The organism is Neobacillus sp. S1227, assembly GCF_055385255.1.
The window spans coordinates 2846889-2868783 of the sequence record NZ_AP038276.1 but is presented as its reverse complement, the minus strand read 5'-3'; the positions used below and the strand labels follow the sequence as shown (position 1 = coordinate 2868783).

21 protein-coding genes are annotated in these 21895 nt (G+C 41.8%); 16 read left to right on the top strand and 5 right to left on the bottom strand.

All coding sequences use genetic code 11. The features are described 5' to 3' along the window. Nucleotides 1-90: 90 nt before the first annotated feature. Entirely contained in the window at nt 91-621 is a 531-nt protein-coding gene (locus ACZ5AE_RS14450) for a UGSC family (seleno)protein (RefSeq protein WP_464573437.1), read from the bottom strand. Nucleotides 622-690: 69 nt separating this feature from the next. Beyond that, on the bottom strand, nt 691-1728 hold the full coding sequence (locus ACZ5AE_RS14445; RefSeq protein WP_464573435.1) for a hypothetical protein: 1038 nt from the start codon (nt 1726-1728) through the stop codon (nt 691-693). A 249-nt stretch (nt 1729-1977) separates the two neighbouring features. Here ACZ5AE_RS14445 and ACZ5AE_RS14440 point away from each other — a divergent pair, with 249 nt between their 5' ends. Beyond that, nucleotides 1978-2709 (top strand): TerC family protein, encoded by a 732-nt coding sequence (locus ACZ5AE_RS14440; RefSeq protein WP_464573433.1) that lies wholly within the window; start codon nt 1978-1980, stop codon nt 2707-2709. A 116-nt stretch (nt 2710-2825) separates the two neighbouring features. Here ACZ5AE_RS14440 and ACZ5AE_RS14435 read toward each other — a convergent pair whose 3' ends face one another. Continuing rightward, complete coding sequence (locus ACZ5AE_RS14435) at nt 2826-3605, bottom strand: alpha/beta fold hydrolase (RefSeq protein WP_464573431.1); 780 nt, start codon at nt 3603-3605, stop codon at nt 2826-2828. 418 nt (nt 3606-4023) lie between these two features. Between ACZ5AE_RS14435 and ACZ5AE_RS14430 the strand changes: the two genes are divergently transcribed. From ACZ5AE_RS14430 to ACZ5AE_RS14405, 6 genes are all read left to right on the top strand, one after another. Beyond that, the gene (locus ACZ5AE_RS14430; protein WP_464573429.1) at nt 4024-4371 is read left to right on the top strand and encodes a truncated hemoglobin; all 348 of its coding nucleotides are present in this window, start codon (nt 4024-4026) and stop codon (nt 4369-4371) included. A gap of 131 nt (nt 4372-4502) precedes the next feature. After that, the gene (locus ACZ5AE_RS14425) at nt 4503-5924 is read left to right on the top strand and encodes an amidase (protein ID WP_464573427.1); all 1422 of its coding nucleotides are present in this window, start codon (nt 4503-4505) and stop codon (nt 5922-5924) included. A 159-nt stretch (nt 5925-6083) separates the two neighbouring features. After that, nucleotides 6084-7811, top strand: a complete 1728-nt coding sequence (locus tag ACZ5AE_RS14420) for a CocE/NonD family hydrolase (RefSeq protein WP_464573425.1) — start codon at nt 6084-6086, stop codon at nt 7809-7811. Between the two features lie 101 nt (nt 7812-7912). Beyond that, nucleotides 7913-8932 (top strand): zinc-dependent alcohol dehydrogenase, encoded by a 1020-nt coding sequence (locus tag ACZ5AE_RS14415; protein ID WP_464573423.1) that lies wholly within the window; start codon nt 7913-7915, stop codon nt 8930-8932. A 22-nt stretch (nt 8933-8954) separates the two neighbouring features. Further along, complete coding sequence (locus ACZ5AE_RS14410) at nt 8955-9932, top strand: NAD(P)H-quinone oxidoreductase (protein ID WP_464573421.1); 978 nt, start codon at nt 8955-8957, stop codon at nt 9930-9932. Between the two features lie 14 nt (nt 9933-9946). Next, entirely contained in the window at nt 9947-11689 is a 1743-nt protein-coding gene (locus ACZ5AE_RS14405) for an acetolactate synthase catalytic subunit (RefSeq protein WP_464573419.1), read from the top strand. Between the two features lie 136 nt (nt 11690-11825). Here ACZ5AE_RS14405 and ACZ5AE_RS14400 read toward each other — a convergent pair whose 3' ends face one another. Then, nucleotides 11826-12623 (bottom strand): Cof-type HAD-IIB family hydrolase, encoded by a 798-nt coding sequence (locus tag ACZ5AE_RS14400; protein WP_464573417.1) that lies wholly within the window; start codon nt 12621-12623, stop codon nt 11826-11828. A gap of 145 nt (nt 12624-12768) precedes the next feature. On the opposite strand from ACZ5AE_RS14400, the gene ACZ5AE_RS14395 reads away from it, so the two are divergent. The 5 genes from ACZ5AE_RS14395 to ACZ5AE_RS14375 all read left to right on the top strand — a co-directional run bounded on the left by ACZ5AE_RS14395 (nt 12769) and on the right by ACZ5AE_RS14375 (nt 16617). Beyond that, entirely contained in the window at nt 12769-13974 is a 1206-nt protein-coding gene (locus ACZ5AE_RS14395) for a CaiB/BaiF CoA transferase family protein (RefSeq protein WP_464573415.1), read from the top strand. Nucleotides 13975-14098: 124 nt separating this feature from the next. Next, a complete protein-coding gene (locus ACZ5AE_RS14390) occupies nt 14099-14347 on the top strand; it encodes a hypothetical protein (RefSeq protein ID WP_464573413.1) in 249 nt (82 codons plus the stop codon). Between the two features lie 15 nt (nt 14348-14362). Continuing rightward, the gene (locus tag ACZ5AE_RS14385) at nt 14363-14683 is read left to right on the top strand and encodes a carboxymuconolactone decarboxylase family protein (protein WP_464573411.1); all 321 of its coding nucleotides are present in this window, start codon (nt 14363-14365) and stop codon (nt 14681-14683) included. A gap of 16 nt (nt 14684-14699) precedes the next feature. Beyond that, nucleotides 14700-15644, top strand: a complete 945-nt coding sequence (locus ACZ5AE_RS14380) for a phosphotriesterase family protein (protein ID WP_464573409.1) — start codon at nt 14700-14702, stop codon at nt 15642-15644. A 40-nt stretch (nt 15645-15684) separates the two neighbouring features. Then, a complete protein-coding gene (locus tag ACZ5AE_RS14375) occupies nt 15685-16617 on the top strand; it encodes an aldo/keto reductase (protein ID WP_464573407.1) in 933 nt (310 codons plus the stop codon). A gap of 115 nt (nt 16618-16732) precedes the next feature. Here the strand turns inward: ACZ5AE_RS14375 and ACZ5AE_RS14370 are convergent, their stop codons facing one another. After that, the gene (locus ACZ5AE_RS14370; RefSeq protein ID WP_464573405.1) at nt 16733-17725 is read right to left on the bottom strand and encodes an NADPH:quinone oxidoreductase family protein; all 993 of its coding nucleotides are present in this window, start codon (nt 17723-17725) and stop codon (nt 16733-16735) included. A 230-nt stretch (nt 17726-17955) separates the two neighbouring features. On the opposite strand from ACZ5AE_RS14370, the gene ACZ5AE_RS14365 reads away from it, so the two are divergent. The 4 genes from ACZ5AE_RS14365 to ACZ5AE_RS14350 all read left to right on the top strand — a co-directional run bounded on the left by ACZ5AE_RS14365 (nt 17956) and on the right by ACZ5AE_RS14350 (nt 21882). Then, nucleotides 17956-18516 carry a class I SAM-dependent methyltransferase gene (locus ACZ5AE_RS14365; RefSeq protein ID WP_464573403.1) on the top strand — a complete coding sequence of 187 codons (561 nt, stop codon included), beginning with the start codon at nt 17956-17958 and terminating at the stop codon, nt 18514-18516. A 113-nt stretch (nt 18517-18629) separates the two neighbouring features. Beyond that, nucleotides 18630-19853 (top strand): MFS transporter, encoded by a 1224-nt coding sequence (locus ACZ5AE_RS14360; RefSeq protein WP_464573634.1) that lies wholly within the window; start codon nt 18630-18632, stop codon nt 19851-19853. 159 nt (nt 19854-20012) lie between these two features. After that, the gene (locus tag ACZ5AE_RS14355) at nt 20013-20483 is read left to right on the top strand and encodes a CoxG family protein (RefSeq protein ID WP_464573401.1); all 471 of its coding nucleotides are present in this window, start codon (nt 20013-20015) and stop codon (nt 20481-20483) included. A 211-nt stretch (nt 20484-20694) separates the two neighbouring features. Continuing rightward, a complete protein-coding gene (locus tag ACZ5AE_RS14350) occupies nt 20695-21882 on the top strand; it encodes an amidohydrolase (RefSeq protein ID WP_464573399.1) in 1188 nt (395 codons plus the stop codon). Nucleotides 21883-21895: the final 13 nt, after the last annotated feature.

The window sequence follows — 21895 nt, the reverse complement described above, 5'->3', positions numbered from 1 at the left end:
AATGGAATAATTTGTGTCCGGTTTCTTATCTGGTACCTCATTTAAATAACCTGCCGAGAAGGACGAACCCATCTTAGCAGGTTATTGTCTTTATAAACTTCTTAATAGGATCTCTTCAACATCACCTACAATCTGATCTACCCACTGATGGAGAACCACTTCTTCCGTCGCCGCAATTGGATGCGGGATGGTAACAAAAGGGTAATCAGGTATTCCGTGTGCGATAGCCATGGCTTTACTTGAGGAAATAAAGGGTTTGGTGCTGATGACGGCTGTTGGAGTGCCGTGTTTTTCCATTATAATTCCATCGAGCAAACTGCCCGAGCTGCACGACCCTCAATCTCCAACCCCGGAAATGATAAAGTCACATTTCTCGGCAAGCATGCTAGCTTCTGCTTCATTGAGACCGTGTGAAAAAGAAACTTTTTTATGGTGGATGACATCCTTCAGATGATATTTTAGCTGAAGACGTTCCGCCAGAAAACGAATGACGGTGTCTGAGTTCTTCTTTCCATTATCGACTAACCCAATGACACTGCCTTCTAAAGGTTTATCTCTTTTTGCCATTCGCAATTCTTTTAAACTATGACCAGAGGTAGGATTAAACACAATTAAACTCAAATCATTGCCATCCTTTCTTTTAAAAAGTAATAGTAAAAACCAATCACCGATTGGTTAAGAGCACTCGTGTCAGGTGAATCCTGTTGCGGCTTTAATCGACTTAGTGACGGCTTTAGACTGTTTATAGCTAAACCAGCCAGGCATGCAAGCTGAAAATCTTCCCGCTTCTCCGCCGGCTACCAGTAAAAGGATTTGTTCTGGGGAAGGAATTGCGTGTTTAAAATTATATTCATCTCCCTCATCAATGGGCGCATCGATGATTCCGCCATTTTTCATATCACGTATTGACCTTTTGGCATTCTCGTAGAGAAATTGCTGAACACTTTCCTTAGACCAGCCCTCTTTTTGCAGGTGATGGTAATGTTCAGGGCAAAGGACAACGGCCATTTCCGTTTCACTCGCCATATTCATGGTGCCTAAAGCACTCATCCGGTCCGACATCGTTCGAAGAATTCCAACGCTGTTAAGGGAACCATGATTTTGAATTTGATTTGGACCTTCACAGGCAAACACAGTAACTGTACTATCATTTTCGTTAAATCCTCTTTGAACATGAAAAGGTGTCCAAACAGTCTTTTTTTCAGCAAAACAAAAGCTGTATTTGGCCGGAGTCCCCAGGGTCGAACGGTCGAATTCAGGAGAACCGCCAGCGTTGAGCATCAGTAAGCGAATGGCTCGTCCAATTGTGGCATTTGCCCGATTCCCAGGTCCGAAGGCATTAGCACCAGAATTTAAGCCAATCTGCTCAACAATTGGCCCATTCACGGCTATCATGATGGCGGCACCATGTGTACTGGCAGTTGGTCCATGCAAGCCAAATTCAGGTTCACAAACGGCTTGAACAGCTGCCATCACAACTGGAAAATAACCAGGTAAACACCCTGCCATGACTGCATTTATCGCCACAATTTCAGCTGTAAAAACTCTTCCCCTTTCAGGAATGGCACCAACAATAGTGTCCGGTTCCATATTGACACTTTTCAACATTTCATAGATTCGCTCTTCCGTCGGCGGAACAATTGGGAGACCATCCGTCCAGCCTTTTTGAAAAAAATGTTCAATTGCCGCTAGACCATCCTTCACTTCCATTTTTTCAGCCCGAAGCATATCCAACAACCACCCCTTTCAGTCTTTTATAATGTATTCTGAAAAACTATCAGATATCCTGCTTTTAATGGGAAAGAAAGGTACAGGAAAGGAACTTTGTGGACTTTATATTTTTTTAATTCATATATCGCAAAGCAGTTCATAAATTTAGAGAGAAGGAAAGGACGGCTGATTTTAAAGTGGACAAACCTTCGACCTGTAGATAAAAAACAGAGAATTCTAGCTTAAGGAAAAGGAGTAAACATACTGATGGAATTCCTTCAAGAAATAATCCACAATTATAGTACATTTTTTTCATTAAAGGCATTTGAATCCGTAGCTTTTGATCATGCAAGCTGGGGCATAATTGGTTCATTGATCATTCTTGAAGGATTATTATCAGCAGACAACGCTTTGGTGTTGGCGGTAATGGTGAAACATCTGCCAATGGAACAGAGAAAGAAGGCATTATTCTATGGAATATTCGGCGCCTATTTTTTTCGATTACTGGTGATTGGCATAGGAGTTTCCTTAATTCATATTGCCTGGATCAAGATTGTCTGCGGCCACTATTTGCTGTTTATTGTCTTGCAGAATTTATTTTTGAAAAAAGAAGAAGAGGAAGAAATTCAGCCAAAAAGGATGAGCTTCTGGAGAACCGTGTTAACGGTGGAGTTAATGGACATTGCGTTTAGCTTTGATAGTATCGTTGCTGCGTTTGGTGTTTCAAATGAAGAATGGGTCTTGTTTATTGGCGGAATATTAGGGATTTTAATGATGCGTGGTGTCGCCCAGTTATTCCTGAAATTGATTAATAAGGTACCGGAATTTGAAACAACCTCCTTTATATTGATCGCAATAATTGGAGTAAAAATGATTATCTCTTCATTTGGAATTCATATTGATGAAATCATATTCTTCAGCATTTTAATCACTACCTTTTGTGGAACATTTATTGTCCATTTGGTCAGGAAAAACTCTGGAAATGAACCAACTATTTAACTAGCGAAATGACCAAGTATTTAGGCTTTGGAAAATAATATTTAATGAATGATGAAGAAAGCCCCTCTTGGTTGAGAAGGGCTTTTAATATGGAATCAGTTATAATGGGTGGGAGGTTAGCTTGCCGTTTTATGTTTATTTAAGAAGTTACGAAGGACTTTGTTAAAAGCATCCTTTGCCTCAAGCTTGGCAACATGACCCGTATTTCTGAATATAACAAACTCGGAATGACCAATTTGCTTATGCATTAAGTACTGCACCCAAACTGGAATGACTGAATCATATTGTCCGCCGATTATAAGGGTAGGTACGGTTATGTTTGAAAGTAATCTTAAATAATTTACTTTCAAACATGCTTCCGCTGATTGGATATAGTATTTTTTATTTGGTTGATAATATTGGTAAAACTTTTCCAAGTTTTCTTTTGACCAAGAATATAAACAAATCTTTGCGGCAGTTTCTTTCATACCGTCCACTGATTTATTCTCTGTTAGGGCACGACGGAATTTTATAAATAATTTTCCAAACTGTTTTGGGGCATAATGGAATGTACTTACTAGCAGCAAGGAGCGGCACATACCAGGAGCTTGACGATAAATTTCCTGTGCCACCATTCCGCCCATTGATAAACCGCAAATGTGTGCGCTTTCAATTCCAAGGCTTTTTAATAATGCGATGACATCGGAAGCAAAATTATAAATGGATATTTCACCAGGAGACTGATACTCACCATGTCCACGTAAATCTGGAATAATTAAGTCAAACTGATCGGCTAATTCGAATTGATCTGACCAACCTTCCTTCACTTCACCAAGTCCGTGAATAAGAACTAATGGATCACCGGCACCAAGACGCAAATAAGGAATTTCGGAGCAACTTTTTTCTACCTTACTCAAAGTTCATTCCTCCTAAGGGTTTTAATAAAACCTTTATTTCCTATATTTTTATGGTAAAAACATCCATAATGTTTAGTTGTAATTCATTATATCATCAAGTTTTATTTTTTAACACACTTAGGTGTAAATTACATATATGTATTATTTTAAAAGCGTGACCTACACAGATGAACTAGGGCAAGCTAGGTGATTTTTTTATGATTAGGAAAAAAATAAGAATGATTTTCGGCAAATCATTAATTTTCTTGTCCTGATTCGGGGAGAGTTAGGGGGGAGGGAAAGAAGTAACTGCCAAAACGATTCAACAAAGCAGATAGAACTATCCCATTATTTGTGATTTATGTCACAGTTTTGCGGTTTGGTTTACACTATAATGGTGGTAGAAATTACTGCTAGTATATTGAAAAGAGGTATTGTCATGTCTCAAATTTTGGACCAGGAAAAAGTCAACGAGTTGGTGGACCGTTTTTATGATAAGCTGATGAAGGACGAGTACTACATCTCCATGTTTAAAGAGAGAAACGTGAATGTTGAGCAGTTAAAGAACCGTCAAAGAGTTTTTATCAATCGTCTCGTGTCTGAAGAAACATCTGACGAGCATGAGAATCAGGTTAAGGATCGGCATCCCTTCCACATCGCTCCTGATCGGGCAGAAAAGTGGATCAATAATTTGAAAGAAACGATGGCTGAGGTGGAATTGGATCCCGCTGTGAAGGGACAATTAATTGGAAAAATCGAAAAGTTATTGAACAAAATTGTTAAATAAAAATTAAGGCGCAAGGAACAGGTTTCGTGTTCCTTGCGCTTTTTTTAAACAAATATTCAGAAAATAATTAAAATTGACGATAAATTCAAGTATAATAGAAAGGAAGACTTATCCAAAAAGGAGTGAATGGCGTGTCCATTACAGATTTAACCGCGACCGAGTTAGGAAAGTTGATTAAACAAAAGGAACTGTCACCAGTCGATGTTGTCAAAGGATTTTTGAACCGTATTGAAACTCAAAACTCCAAATGGAATGCATATGTGACCATCAATGAGCAGGCACTTGAAGAAGCAAAGAATGCCGAAGAATCCGTGATGAAGGGTGAAAATCTTGGTAAACTTCATGGAATTCCGATTGCCATTAAGGATTTAACCCCGACAAAAGGGATTTTAACTACATATGGATCGCCGCTTTTTAAAGATTATGTTCCCGATTATGACCCTATTTTTTTACAAAGAATTAAGGCGGAGGGCGGGATCGTGCTCGGAAAAACAAACACACCGGAATTCGGCCATAAAGGGGTTACAGATAACCCATTGTTTGGTGTGACGAAAAATCCTTGGGATGAAAGGTTAACTCCAGGGGGATCAAGCGGAGGTTCTGCTGCAGCTGTAGCTGCTAAACTCGCACCGTTCGCCGAAGGAAGCGATGGAGGCGGATCGATTCGCATTCCGGCAGCACTCACGGGCATTTTCGGGTTAAAGCCAACCTTTGGTCTGGTTCCTCATGAGGATCGTCTCAATTTATTTGGTTCCGAACATCCGTATTTACATAATGGACCAATGGCAAGGACTGCGGAAGATGCAGCGTTACTGCTTTCGGTTATGGCCGGATATGATGTGAATAATCCAAATTCTATTCCGGATTCAGGTGACGATTTCACGGACCTTAACAGGGATTTGAAGGGCTTAAAGATTGCCTATACCCGTAACTTCGGTCTGTATGAAATTTCGCACGATGTTGCCGAAGTAATAGACAAAGCGGTTGGGCATTATGCAGATCTTGGCTGTGAAGTGGAAGAGATTGATCTTGATCTAGGTGTAAGCTTAAAGGAACTAGCCCGTGCCTTCTCCGGAATGTGGTGCGTGAAATTTGCTGCCAGCTACGGCGAATTTTTCGATAAAGATCCGGAAAACTTCTCCGATGGAATGGCCAAAATGATTGCAATTGGAAGAAAGTTAAGTGCTATTGACTATAAAGCTATCGAACTTAAACGAACGATTGTATGGAAAAAGATACAAGATGTATTAAACAAGTATGATTTATTGCTTTCACCTGTTCTTGCGACAGCAGCGTTTGAACACCACTTACCAGGTCCGTCCTTGATTAACGGAAAAAGTGTAAACCCTTCCACGGATTGGATGCTGACGCAAATCTATAACATGACCGGACACCCTGCGGCCTCCTTGCCAGTTGGGTTGACTAGCAGCGGATTGCCTGTCGGATTGCAGGTGGCAGGAAACAGATTTGCTGATAAGCTCGTTTTAGAGGCGTGCCATACCTTTGAAAAGGCATTCCAAACTTATTTGGAGCCGGTATCGCAAGTAAAGTAGGCTTATGCGCAAGTAAAAAGTGCCTATGCGCAAGTAAAATTAGGTTATCCGCAAGTGAAGTGGGCTTTCGCAAATAAAAATGGGTTATCCGCAAGTGGATGCCCCTTATCCGCAAATAAACATAGATCAATGCGTCTGATTCAAAAAGGAGGGATTTTGTTGAGTAAAATCATTCACGAAAAGAATGTCCCGGCTGTTATGAGAGATGGTACCACCTTGTATGCTGAGGTTTTTCGACCAGATGGAGAAGGAAAATATCCCGTTCTGTTACAACGAACACCTTATAATAAGGAATTTATTCCCCTGACCACGATGGTACTTGACCCAATTGCTGCTGCCCACAAAGGGTATGTTGTCATCATTCAAGATGTGCGCGGCCGCTTTGAATCAGAGGGCGCTCCTTTTTATATTTATAAAAATGAATATAACGACGGATATGATTCGGTAGAGTGGGCGGCCTCCTTGCCATACTCAGATGGAAATGTCGGCATGTATGGCCTGTCGTATATGGGGATGACTCAATTCCAGGCTGCCAGCATGAAGCCCCCTAGCTTAAAAGCGATTTTCCCAATCACCTGGGGAACCGATGTATATATGTATCGCGGCGGCGCGCTGGAACTTGGTTTACTAGTCTCTTGGAGTATGTCAACGATTGGCCCGAATGCAGTCATTAAGGCCAAACAAGGAAAAGCGGACTTTTTAAAAGAATTTATGACACTTCTCGATTCCATTGATCATATAGAAGAAGCTGCCTATTCCCAATTGCCCATCCGAGACAGTGAATGGCTCAAACTTGGGGAAGGCTATGCTGCATTCGTTCATGATATTTTGAATCATGATTTAAGAGACGAATACCATCAGGAAATCAGTGTTAGGGAAAAGTCAGATAATATTGAAGTGCCTATTTTTGGAATTGCTGGCTGGTACGATCTTTTATTAGGTCAGGACCTCGAGCATTATGAAAAATTAAAAGAAAAGAAGAATACGAAGCTTATGATTGGCCCATGGGCTCACGCAGGATTTGCCCCAATAGTAGGGGATCTCAATTTTGGAATGAGCACATCCAGCCTGCTGCTTGAATTGAAAACGGATTTAACAAGCCTGCAATTAAAATGGTTTGACTATTGGTTAAAAGGAATCGAAAACGGTATTACGGAAGAACCGCCCGTCAAACTATTTGTCATGGGCGAAAATAAATGGCGCGGTGAGCAGGAATGGCCGCTCAAACGAACTGTTTATACACCTTACTATTTCCATAGTAATGGCATAGCCAATACGAAAGATGGTGATGGTATTCTATCCGCAGCACCACCGCTGGAGGAAACAAACGATAGTTATGTTTATGACCCAGCCAATCCAGTGCCAACGCTTGGAGGTAACCTATTAATGCCGGCGAATTATTTGCGCGGTCCAATTAACCAGCAGCATTTAGAAGCGCGGGAAGATATTTTAGTCTATACGAGTGAGGTTTTAGAGGAGGACATTGAGGTAACCGGTCCGGTAAAAGTGGTAGTATTTGCATCAAGCTCCGCAGTGGATACGGACTTTACCGCTAAACTGGTCGATGTCCATCCAGATGGGAAAGCGTTTAATATAGCGGACGGGATTATCCGTGCCAAATACAGAGAAAAAAATCAGCCGCCTTCTCTCATCACGCCAAATGAAGTGTACCGCTATGAAATCGACTTACTTTCAACCAGCAATTTATTTAAAAAAGGGCACCAGATGAGAGTGGAGATTTCCAGCAGTAATTTCCCGCGTTTTGACCGGAATACGAACACGGGTGAATCTGGAATTGATAGCAAGGAGTTCATAACCGCTTCCCAAAAAGTATTTCATAATGATGAATATCCATCCCATATCTTACTGCCGATTATTCCTAGGTAAGTTTGTAAATTTGATAGATACGCAGAATACTAGGTGAAAAAGCCCTCTGCTGAGGGCTTTTTCAATAAAAGTAACCACGCTTTTGAGGGGGAAAATTCGAATTGGAATGCATTGTGTTAAAAAATGGGCAGGTTGCCTTAGATGAGATCGACGTTCCGGAAATAGGGGAGTATCAAATATTAGCCAAAGTAAAGAGGGCAGGAATTTGTGGAACGGATTTGAAGCTATATACGGGAAATTATCACCATGATCCTAAAGCACCACCAGTCATTCTCGGCCACGAATTTATCGGAGAAGTGGTCGCAATAGGAGAAAAGGTCAGTAAAGCAGGGATAGGAGACCGGATTGTGGCCCAGCCTACATACAGCAGCTGTCAAGAATGTACCTACTGTAACAGTGGAGAATTTAACCTATGCCTCAATCGAAAGCGGATTGGTTTTGATTACAATGGAGTATTTGCCCAGTTTGTCAAACTTCATGAACAGCAGATTTATATCGTGCCGGATACGATCTCAGATGATGCAGGTGCGTTAATTGAACCGCTGACGGTAGCAGTAAGAGGTGTTTATAAGGCTGACATAAAGCCAACTGATAGTGTATTAATCATTGGACCGGGCACGATTGGACTGCTTACCGCCTTAACAGCGAAACAATTCGGGGCAACAGTTATAGTATGTGGAACAACGGCGGACACAGACCGCCTCGAAATCGCATCGCAAATGGGCGTGGATATCACAGTCATATCAAGGGATTTGTCATGTCTGCTTAAAGAGAAAAATATGATCATTGATATCGTATTCGAATGCTCCGGGAATGAAAACGGTGTTAATTTAGGACTTTCCCTCCTGCGTCCAAAAGGGCAATTTGTCCAGATTGGTACATCATCGAAACGAACAAATGTCTCTTTTATGGACATCGCATATAAAGAATTAAAGGTGACTGGCAGTATCGCCGCCATTAAGGAAGATTGGCAGACAGCCATTAAATTTATGGAAAAATTGCAATCCAAAGCCCTCTTAATTGTAAAAAAACACTTGGAACTTAAGGATTTTAAAGAAGGTTTTGAGGAATGCCTAAACAATGGCGGCCCGAAAGTTTTATTTACCCCCAGAGAAACTTAAATGAAAGAGAGGTAATGATGAGATGAAAGCTGTTCTAGTAAACGACAAAAATCATGATTTGTATATCGGAGACGTTAATGATCCAATCCCAAATGAGGGTGACTTACTGGTAAAAGTAAAAGCAACAGCCATTAACCGAGCAGATTTGCTCCAGCGAAAAGGATTATATCCGGCGCCTCCTGGTGAATCTGCCATTATTGGTTTGGAGATGGCTGGTGTGGTTGAGAAAGTGGGCCAAGGTGTAACAGGCTGGAAGGAAGGTGACCGGGTTTATGCCCTATTACCGGGCGGCGGCTATGCAGAAAAGGTGGTCATTCCGGCAGATATGGGGATGAGAATACCAGCCAAGATGACGTTTGAGGAAGCGGCAGCGATTCCGGAAGCCTTTCTGACCGCCTATTTAAACATGGTTGTATTAGGGGATTTAAAAGCGGGAGATCATGTGCTGATTCATGCTGGCGCCAGCGGTGTTGGAACAGCAGCTATCCAGATTGCAAGGGAAATAGGTGCGGTAAGTATCGTGACTGCTGGCTCCGCAGAAAAATTAGACCGCTGTTTATCTCTCGGCGCAAACTATACCGTTAATTATAAGGAAGAGGACTTTTCGGAAAAAGTCCATGAAATCACGAATGGAAAAGGAGTCCAGCTCATTATGGACTTCATAGGTGCTTCCTATTGGGAAGCAAATGTAAAGTCAATTGGAATCGATGGGAGATGGATTTTAATTGGGACATTAGGCGGACAGGCATTGACTTCAGCGCATTTAGGCCCATTCCTTCAGAAGAGGATCCAATTTATCGGGTCAACGCTTAGGTCCAGGACCAAAGCATTTAAAATTGATTTAACCCGTCAGTTTGAAGAATTTTCAAGTGGAAAATTTAGTACAGGAAAACTGGCTCCCATCATCGATCAAGTTTTTGATTGGAAAGATGTCGCTTCAGCTCATCAGTATATGGCGGAGAATCGAAATACTGGAAAGATTGTTTTAAAGGTAGATTGAGGAGGGAATAGCAAATGGCCAATATTACAGAAACAAATAAGGAAACTGATGTTTTAACTCAGAAATTAACAAATGCACAAAAGTTTGCTTTAGCATTAAAACGCCATGGTGTTAAGTATATTTTTGGGCAAAGTAATCCACAAACTATCATGCTGGCCTGTTCCGATCTTGGTATTAAACAAATCGGATTCAGGCAGGAAAATGCCGGTTCCTATATGGCACAAGCCTACGCCATGTGTTCTGGAACCGTTGCTGTGGTGGCGGCACAGAATGGACCTGCTGCCACCTTATTGGTTCCCGGCCTGGCAGAATGTTTAAAAGCTTCCCATCCAGTGGTGGCGATAGTTGATGAAGTGCCAATGACTGAAGAGGAAAAAAACTCCTTCCAGGAACTTGATCATGTAAAGCTTTTTTCCGGTGTGGCCAAATGGGTTAAAAAAGTTCCATTAGAAGCTAGAATCGAAGATTACGTGGACATGGCGTTTACCGCTGCTGCGAGCGGTAGGCCAGGACCCGCCGTTTTGCTTATCCCAAAAGATATTTCCTTCGACACGAAGAAAAACGATGTACAAATCGAAAGAAAGGCTTGCCTGTCTACTTACCCTTTGGACCGGACGATTGCAGACCCGGCCCGAATCGAAGAGGCGGCTGAACTGCTGGCAAATGCAGAACGTCCATTTATTTATGCAGGCGGAGGTGTCATTTCATCGGGGGCTATCCATGAACTTCGCCAAATTCAAGATGAATGTTCTATCCCTGTCGCCACAACGACGATGGGAAAAGGCTCAGTGGATGAAGAACATCCGTTAACCATCGGGCCGATTGGCTACTACATGGGCAAAGGCGGCGCAACAAAATTCTTGAGACAAGTGGTTGAAGAGGCCGACGTCATTTTATTGGTGGGAAATCGTACTAACCAAAATGGAACCGATTCTTGGAAACTTTTTTCTAAAGATGCAAAATTTATTCATATTGATATTGATCCAATGGAAATTGGCCGCAACTATGAATCTTTAAGATTAGCTGGAGATGCAAAATTAACATTGGAAGCATTAAAAAACGCCCTTTTACGCAAGAATCTCGAAAAAAGAGATAAACAGCGTTCTAGTCTGGTAGACGCCATTGCCAATGCGAGAAAAGCTCATACTAAGGAAGCAGAAAAAATCCAAAACTCAGACCAATCGCCGATTCGAGTTGAAAGATTTCTAGCCGAACTTGAAAAACAATTAACAGATGATCATATTATTGTGGCAGATGCAAGCTTCTCGTCTGTTTGGCTGGCCAATTATGTCAAGGCAAAAGGAAATCGAAAATTTATTTTTCCACGGGGAATTGCAGGTCTTGGCTGGGGGCTTCCGATGGCAATGGGTGCCAAGGTGGCACAACCAAATCGAAAGGTCTTTTGTCTATCAGGAGATGGAGGCTTTGCGCATGTATGGAGTGAACTGGAAACATGTAAACGGCACGGAATAGATGTGGTGGTAGCTGTCATAAACAATGAAGTTCTGGCCTATCAAAAATGGGCTGAGCAGGCCCGCTGGGGAAGAAATACATCCGCTTGTGACCTGACTGCTGTTGACCATGCCAAAGTGGCAGAAGCATGTGGAGTAAAAGGTATTCGAGTGAGTTCACCAGAAAAAATCGAAGAAACTTTGAAGGAAGCCTTTGCCACAGAAGGATCTGTGGTTATTGATTTAATAGCTGATTCTAAATCTTTTCCGCCTCTTCCTTTTTTGAGCGTATTAAATAATATTTAACTAAAAATAACTCGTCCTAATTTAAAGTTTTGATCAAGAAGTTAAGGAGGGGCGTGAAAGACACGCCCCGAATTTGTTTAGTACTTATGCTGACTCTAAAAGGAAATGAGCCGTGGTGCCTTATTGTGAAGAAAAGCTAGATATTTAACAAGTGCCGGACTGCATAGGCAAATCCGTCTTCATCATTTGTCTTAGAGATGAGATCCGCCTCCTGCTGTACATATAAGGGGGCATTGGCCATTGCGACGGAAGTAGTTGCAGCTTTAAATTGGGAGATATCATTTCCACCGTCACCAAACGCAAAAATTTCATCAAACTGGACATTCATTAATTGTTGGTATCGTCGCAGGGCTTCTCCTTTATTTGCCTCAATAGAGGTAATTTCAACTACGTGAACGTAAGAAGAAGCCATGGAGACTGCAAATTTCCCCTCGATTGCTTGTTTGACTTGGTCAATCTTTTCGAGTTGATTCCCGGGTGCGACAACCATAATTTTGTAAATTTTAATATCATCCTGTTCAAGGATTTGATCGTAATCATAATGATGGAAAATATCAGCAATTTCTTCAGGATCTTTATCTTGAAGCGCTGGATATCGACATGGAAAACCACCTTTATTGGTATATACCATAATCCACATGCCAATTTCTTTTAAAATTTGCATGAGTTCTTTATAGATGGAAACCGATAAAGATGCTTCGTATAGGACATCTCTTTTTTCAGAGTAAAGAATAGTTCCATTAATAGTAAAAATGGGAGCTGCTATTTTTTGCACATGATCATATTTAATCACATCATCAAAAGCTCGGCCTGTGTTAAAGATAATCTGATGCCCTTGTTCCCGTAACTCCTTTAGTACCTTGAAACTTTCATCTGATATTTCATGTTTGGAGTTTAATAACGTTCCATCTAGGTCAATCGAAAAACATTTCATATGATATTTCCTCTCTTTTTAAGGTTACTATGTTCAATATACCATTTTTATAAAAAATTTTTTCAAAAAGCAAATTATAAAAATAATGAGTGTTGGAATTTACCTATTCTATATTTTTTAAAAATATTAAAAAGAGGTGACCGCTGTGTCAATTCTATCGGGAATTCGGGTTTTAGATTTTACGCATTACATTTCAGGGCCATACTGCAGTCAAATCCTTAGCGACCATGGTGCTGATGTCATAAAAATAGAGCGGATAGAAGGAGAAGTTGGCAGGATGGCTGGCCCTTTCCATGAGGAAACAAGCCTTTATTTTGCAGCTCAAAACCGTAATAAACGCGGACTTTCTATCGATTTGAAGTCTGAAAAAGGCAGAGAAATCATTCATAGGCTTGTAAAAACAGCGGACCTTTTAGTGACTAACTATGGTGCCGGTGTACCTGAGCGTTTAGGAATAGACTATCAAACTATTTCGGAAATTAACCCCAAAATAAGCATGGTCCATATTACAGGTTTTGGCCTAACAGGGCCTTATAGTGAATATGGGGCATACGATGGAACCATTCAAGCTATGAGTGGATTAGCAGGGCTTACTGGACATCCGGACGGACCTCCTACCAATGTCGGCTTCTATATAGCCGACCATCTCTCAGGATTGCAAGCAGCGATGGGTGCGATGCTGGCTTTGGTGCACAAGGAACGTACCGGTAAAGGAAAATATGTTGATGTAAGCATGCTCGATGGAATGCTTTCCTTACTTGGATACCATTTTTCCCAAGTCATGTTAAAGGGTATAGAGCCCAAGCGGATTGGCAATCGGGATCCTCTGGCATTTTGTAATACGTATCCAACGAGGGATGGTTATATCTTTATTGCACCTGCCGCTCAGCATATGTGGGAAAAGCTTTGCCGAATCATAGGTAAAAATGAATGGCTAAATAGTAATTCTCCCTTTAGTAGCAAGGAGGGACGAATGGAGAATCGGGATGTATTGGAAAAGATGGTTTCAGAATGGACCATCCAGTATACAAAAGAGGAAATTTTTCAGCTTCTGCAAAAAGCTGGAATTGCGTGCGGTCCGGTTAACACATTAATGGACATCATTAACGATCCGCAAATTAAGGACAGAAATATGGTCCGGAAAATGAATATGGGTGAACAGGGTGATGCTGTATTTGTTACGGGTGTTCCGATTAAAATCAATGATACCAACGCAGAGAGGTTTTCACCTCCACCAGAAATAGGCGAACACTCCGTTGAAGTTCTGGCGGAGTTAGGTTATTCCATGGAGGAAATAGAAAGATACTTGATGCTTGGAGTTATCAGCTCTGCTGAAAAAGTTGATTGCTAAAATAAAATAGTCGACTAGTGAAAGGGTTAAGAACGTTATTATCAAAGCCAGGAAATACCCTGGCTTTGCAATTATTATCGGAAAATTATAAACTATCAATAAAGTAGGAATAGAAAGTTGGTAGATGATGGAACGTATTGGATTGATAGAGTATGACCAGGCAAGTCCCGAAGTCCAAGATTCATTAGATTTCATTCAGGATGCGTCCGGCGGCCATGTGATGAATGTTTTCAAGGTGTTAGCCAATCAGCCTAAGGTATTGGAAGGAATCTCGGATCTTATTTTTGGTGTTTACCGGTCCGGTGAGGTGGATATTCAACTGACCGAACTTGCTTATCTTTATACCTCTACTTTATACAAATGCCATTACTGAGTACCGACCCATATCATGCTCGGTCGGGGCATTGGACTGTCTAAAGAAAAAGTAGAACACCTCCGTCACTGGAAGGAAAGTACCGTATATACCGAAAAAGAAAAGCTAGTCCTTGAATATACGGAGAAGCTAGCCACGGAGGTTCGGATTGAGGATGAATTATATGCCAGACTCAGAGAACACTTTACCCCAAGGCAAATACTTGTCCTTTGTACTACTGTTGGAGTAGCAGGGATGATCAATCGGATTCATGGTACCTTCAAAACGGAATTAGAAGAATTCACTTCATCAAGACCAAAAGTACAAGAAAGTCTGGATAAATTACTGGAAAAATAAAGAAGGAGACTATGCTATGACATTAATAAATACTGTAACAGGACAAATTGATTCCGCAGAGCTTGGAGTTACACTGATTCATGAGCATATGCGTGTGCGTTCGGAAGCTGTGTTTGTGCAATTTCCCCACTTATATGACGAGGAAAAGGAATTTGCCAAAGCAGTAGAGCAGGTAAATAAAGTGAAGGAACTTGGTGTTAAAACCATTTGCGATCCAACGGTGATGGAACTCGGCCGGGATATCCGCTTTATTGAGAGAGTGGCCCGTGAAACAGGAGTAAAAATTATCGCAGCAACAGGAATTTATTCGTATCATTACATACCGCCTCACTTTCAAAATCGAAGCATTGATTATATGGCAGACTTATTTGTTAGAGATATTGAAGTTGGTATTCAAAATACATCGATCAAGGCCGGCTTTTTAAAATGTGCGACAGACGCACAAGGGGTTACCAAGGATGTCGAAAAAGTGATCCGCGCTGTGGCACGGGCCCACAAAATGACCGGAGTACCGATTATGACTCATTCCCACCCGGCAAGCGGAACAGGCTTAAACCAACTTGATATTCTTCAAGAAGAGGGGGTCGATCCTAAACGGATATTGATCGGACATACGGGAGATACTGACAATCTGGAGTACATCCTGCAGGTATTGGAGCGGGGGCCATTCATAGGTATGGACCGTTATGGCATAACAAGAGTGTGTTCAAACGAATCGCGCAATGATACCGTGATAGCCCTGGCGAAGTTAGGGTACTCTGACCGCATGTTCCTGTCACAGGATTATTGTTGTTCGTATGATTGGTATCCTGACGGAACATCAGCGAAGGCATTCCCAAGTTGGAGCATGAGTTTTGTGTTGGAAGAAGTGATTCCAGAATTGAAGAAAAACGGTGTAACCGAAGAGCAGGTTACCAATATGATGGTTGATAACGCTCGACGTTGGTTTGAAGGAAATTAGGAACCTCGCAAAATAGTAAAATTAAGGAGATGAATAGTACATGGATAAGCAAACTAGAATTGGAAAAACAGATTTATATGTGAATCCGATTGGTTTAGGTACCAATGCTGTGGGCGGACATAATCTATTTCCCAACCTGGATGAGGAAGCAGGAAGGGGTTTAGTACGAGCAGGATTGGAACAGGGAATTAACTTTTTGGATACTGCGTTTATCTATGGTCCAAAACGGTCTGAAGAAATCGTCGGGGAAGTAGTCAAAGAAAGTGGAAATCGCTCACAGATTGTCATTGCCACGAAAGCGGCTCATAAATTTGTTGGGAATGAAGTGGTGCTAGATAATTCTCCGGCCTTTTTAAAGCAATCTGTGGAGGAGAGTCTGCAGCGTCTTCAAACGGATTACATAGATTTGTTCTACATCCATTTTCCTGATCAAGATACACCTAAGGACGAAGCGGTCGGGGCCTTGAAGCAGCTAAAGGATGAAGGGAAAATCAGGGCGATTGGGGTCTCTAATTTTTCCCTCGAGCAGTTAAAGGAAGCGAATAAAGATGGCTATGTAGACGTGTATCAAGGGGGTTATAACTTATTAAGCAGAGAAGCAGAAACAGAGTTATTCCCTTACACAATTGAAAATCATATTTCCTTTGTTCCTTTCTACCCGCTTGCCTCCGGATTTTTAACGGGAAAATATAATATAAATTCAGTGATTAGTGAAAAGAATCAAAAAAGGCCGCAATTCCAGAAAGAAGTGTATGAGCAAAACTTGGCAAGAATCGAGCAGGTCAGGAAAATTGCTATTGCAAAAGGTGCGGAAGTTGCCCACATCGTTCTTGCTTGGTATTTGACTCGTGAAGGAATTGATGTGATTATTCCAGGAGCCAAGAATGCTGACCAAGTGCTTCATAATCTAAAATCTCTGGATGTGCGACTTACAAATCAAGAGATTCAAGATATTGACCGAATCTTCCGATGAAAAGCTTATAAGAATAATTCTGTTAAAGAATAATAGAGTAATGTCCTTATGAAAGACAAAAAGGACACTTTGCACTAAATGAACGAGCAAAGTGTCCTTTTGTTAATAATAGAACTTAAATCCTTACCACAAATCTTCCTTTAGCCTGCCCCTTTAAAATAATCGGCAATGTTTGCGGTAAATCTTCCAGTGAAATTTCAACAGCAATTGAGTCCAGCAGCTCCGACGGTTTTAAATCGTCAGCCATTCGCCTCCAAAGCTGCGCCCGGACCTCCATTGGGCAATAAACCGAATCGATTCCAAGCAGGTTCACCCCGCGTAGAATAAATGGGAAGACAGTGGCCGGCACGTTACCTCCCCCAGTTAACCCGCTCACTGCAACAGATCCGCCATAATGAATCTTACTTAGAACTGCTGCAAGGGATTCGCCGCCGACAGGGTCAATCGCACCAGCCCAAAGCTGTTTATCCAATACCTTAATTTTTCCGTTATAAACCTCTTCTCGGGAGATAACTTCAGCCGCCCCCAGCTTATGTAAAAAGTCATGTTCACTAGCTTTACCAGTGCTCGCAACAACCTCGTAGCCACGTTTTGCCAGCATCGAAACGGCAATACTTCCAACACCGCCGGTTGCTCCAGTTACCAAAACCTTTCCCTTTTCAGGGGTAACGCCGTTTTCTTCCAGCCTTTGGACAGAAAGAGCGGCGGTAAAACCGGCCGTACCCAAAACCATTGCTTCTTTCAGTGAAAGATTCTCAGGCAGCGGAACAATCCAATCGCCAGGAATACGGGCATATTCACTAAACCCGCCATAATGAGAAACCCCGATTTCATAGCTAGTGGCAATGACTTTATCACCTGCTTGGAAACGGGGATCTTGAGATGAAACTACAACCCCGGCCAAATCAATCCCTGGAATAAACGGGTAAGAACGCACGATCTTCCCAGCAGGGATACTAGCTAACCCGTCTTTGTAATTGATGCTGGAATACGCCACTTTGATTAATACATCTGCTTCAGGCAGCGCGGCTAACGTTAAATCTTTAATTCCTGCCGTGAAAGATTCCTCCGTCTTATCCACTACGAACGCTTTAAATTGTTCACTCATCCTAATTACTCCTTTCATTTGTGGGGATAAACTACTTGTTGCAAACCTATTAAGATACCTATTTAATAATTATTTTACATTGTAAAGTAGATATTGTAAAAATCTAGTCAGACTTATCTGAAAATTAATCCAAAAGTATAGGCCACTTTTTTCATAAAGTCCTCTTTTTAGTGGTACATTTGTATGGTAGAATTTAGTAACTTATTACAGATTGTTGTGGTGGAAAGAATATGGACGAGAAATCAAAATGGAACGCCAAATATAATGAGCGTTTAAATGGGTTAAAGGAGCCTGTTCCGAATCCCAGATTAAAAGCCCTATCACCGTTTCTTCATGGCGGGACTGCACTTGACCTCGCTTGTGGACTTGGAGGAAACAGTTTATATCTCGCGCAATTAAACTACCAAGTAGAGGCACTGGATTTATCAGAGGTAGCCATTGGCTTCCTCCGGGAGCAAACTGCCAAAAATCATTTTAATATCACTCCGCGCGTCTGCGATCTAACAGATTTGAATCAGCTTCAAATTGAGAACTGTTCAGCTGACCTTGTTGTCATTACCTATTATCTTGACCGAACCTTATTTCCTTTTGTCAAAAGCGTAGTAAAAAAGAATGGCTTTTTCTTTATGGAGACCTACTATCAATCACCAAAGACGATAAACCGAACTGTTTCCACTCAATTTAAATTGGCGCCAAAAGAATTGTTAACCGAATTCGGGAATTGGAAGATACACTTTTTTGAAGAAAATGAACAAGAAGGAAGACAAACAATCTTTTGTGAAAAGGTTTAACAATACCCAAAAAATAGGAGGTGGGGAAGGTGATTGAACCAAAGGCAAACGATAACGCCAAAACTTTGGAAATCCAAGTAGGTGATTTACATAGTTACATAGATTCCCCAGAAATGCAAAAACGTTTATATAAACGTACATTGGGTATTGTGGTTATTTCACAGATGTTCGGCGGAGCTGGGCTTGCCGCCGGTGTAACTGTCGGTGCACTTCTTGCAAAAAATATGCTGGGAACTGACCGGTATGCTGGGATTCCTGTTGCATTGTTAACACTTGGTTCCGCTGGTGCGGCGCTCCTAATAGGAAGATTATCACAGCGTTTCGGCCGCCGCTTTGGCCTAGTTGCAGGATTTTTGGCCGGGGGTATCGGTGCCATCGGAGTGGTGACTGCTGCTGTCTTGAATTCTATTTTTCTCCTGTTTGCATCACTATTAATCTATGGTGCCGGAACCGCAGCCAATCTGCAAACCCGTTATGCTGGTACCGATCTCGCTGGTCCTGCACAGCGGGCAACCGCGATTAGTATCACCATGTTAGCGACGACTTTCGGGGCTATGGCCGGGCCGAATCTGATTGATGTAATGGGCCGGTTCGCAATCTCAGTTGGGGTTCCGCCTTTAGCCGGTCCGTTTATTTTAGGTGCTGCCGCTTTTCTACTGGCCGGTTTAGTACTATTAGTGTTCCTGCATCCCGATCCTCTCAAGGTTGCAATAATTCTGTCTGAATCAAATAGTACGGAAAACCTGCCAAAACAGACTCATGATACACAGCTTAAGAATAAGCGGGAACTGGTAGTCGGCGCAGCCCTCATGGTTCTGACTCAGCTTGTTATGGTCGCCATTATGACCATGACACCTGTTCATATGAGAGATCACGGACACGGTTTGAGTGAAGTGGGATTAATTATTAGTATTTATATCGGCGCCATGTATCTTCCATCTTTGGGGACCGGAATACTTGCTGATAAAATTGGCCGCACGGCAATGTCCATTGTTGCAGGTGCCACATTGCTTACGGCAGGTGTCCTTGCTGCCTTTGCACCTTCCGATTCAATGCTCGTCCTTATGATTGCACTTGCGCTGCTAGGGCTTGGCTGGAACTTTGGGTTGATATGCGGTACTGCGCTAATCGTCGATGCAACGGATGTATCGACGCGTGCTAAGACACAGGGGACCTTAGATGTTTTGGTTGCTCTTGCCGGTGTTTCAGGCGGGGTTCTTTCCGGAATGATGGTTGCGCAGACAAGTTACACGATTCTTTCACTAGTAGGGGGCATTTTATCTTTGCTGCTCATCCCTGTTGTTGTTTGGTCCAGGAGAAAACTACCGAATGAATAACAAAAAAATTTCCAAGCCTATATTGGCTTGGAATTTTTACGTATTTAGAAATTTTCATGAATGGCCATTCGCCACAATCCATCATTAACATGACCGGTAACCAATGAATACAATGATTGACATAGAGTTCTAATACTGATGCCCAATGGGGGGATAAGGTTGAAGATTGAGTACAGTCATGCCGTTGGTTTGCCAAGAAATTTAGTATGGAAATGGTTGAAAGATGAAACAGTCCTAAAAAACTCGATTCCTAACTGCAAGTCTTTTATTGAAACTTCAAGTGGTGTCTACCGAGGTGAAATTGATATCAAGATTGGTCCAATCAACGATGTATTTACGATCGACATACTACGCTTGGAAGAGAAAAGTCCATCATTTTACCGTCTGAAAATAAACGCAAAAAGCAAACTTGGAAATATTCAGGTGCTGTCTAATTTATTTCTTAGAGATTGGCAAGGCGCTTGCAAATTAACTATTAAAGCAGATGTAGTGATAACAGGAACTATGGAAGTGACTCCAGATCGGTTACTTAATGGCGCAGCAATCAAAGTGATTGAAAATTTATTCCAGAACCTGGAGAAGGAAATTAAAAGAGCGGTCTATAAGTCAAGAAAGAAATTTCGTACTTAAGTCTCCATATCTTGATATCAGCATCCAAGCATGAAATAAGCCTGGATGTTTTCTTATTGAAAAGAGAAATAAGTGGAAGAAAAAGGTTTCTTTGATTCAGAAAATACTCTTATATTGACCGTTATTAGAATATTCTATATTTTTGTTGTATTTCAATGCACTTTTTCTCTAAAATTATCTTGAATAAAAGAATTTTAGGGAGGCTTTAGTTATGGTCGAGAAAACGCTTGATCTTCAGAAATTAGTAGAAGCAGTCGAAAAAGAGGTTGTGGAGTGGCGCAGGCATCTCCATGAAAATCCTGAACTTTCATTTCAAGAAGTAGAAACATCCAAGTATGTATTTGAGAAACTGGAGTCCTTTGGCAATATTGAGTTATCCCGTCCAACACCGACAAGCGTATTAGGACGGATTGTTGGTGCTAAGCCTGGTAAAGTTGTTGCTTTACGTGCCGACATGGACGCGCTTCCAATTCAAGAAGAAACAGAGCTGCCATTTGCCTCCAAAAATGAGGGTGTGATGCATGCCTGCGGTCATGATGGACATACTGCCATGCTTTTAGGAGCGGCAAAGGTTCTGTCCCAATTAAAGGATGAAATTGAAGGGGAAATCCGCTTTTTCTTCCAGCATGCGGAGGAATTGTTCCCTGGCGGCGCATCGGAAATGGTGAAGGCCGGCGTTACAGAAGGGATTGATGGAGTCATCGGCGTTCACCTTGCTTCGCAAATTCCTTCAGGGATCTTTACTGTTTGTTATGGACCAGTCACTGCAGCAACTGATGCATTTGATATTGATATTCAAGGCAAGGGCGGACATGGCTCTGCACCAGATGCAACGATTGATCCAATCGCTATCGGTGTTCAAATTATTAATGGAATCAACCAAATCATTTCACGAAAGGTGGATGCGGCCAAGCGTGCTGTCATTTCAGTTACCAAATTCAATGGCGGAACAGCCAATAATATTATTCCTGACCGTGTAAGTCTTGGCGGAACTGTCCGCACTTTTGATCCGGAATTACGTAAACAGATTCCTGTCTGGATTGAAAAAATCGCTAAAGGGATCACTGAAGCCCATGACGCTTCCTATGAACTAAATTATATGCTGGGTTACGCACCGGTTATTAATGAAGAAAATATCACCAAATTGGTGGAGCAAACCCTTGTGGAAACATTCGGAGAAAGCAATCGAGTCATTGCAAATGGGATCATGGGAGGGGAAGATTTCTCCGCATTTTCAGCTGAAGCTCCGGGATGTTTTGTATTCCTAGGTGCTGGAAGCGACAACCCAGCCGAAAATTATCCGCATCATCATCCGAAATTTGATGTGAAGGAAGAATCTTTGGTTAAGGGTGTAAATTATTTCGTTCGTTCAGCATTGAATTTTTTAAATGATAATTAATCCATTGCTAGTT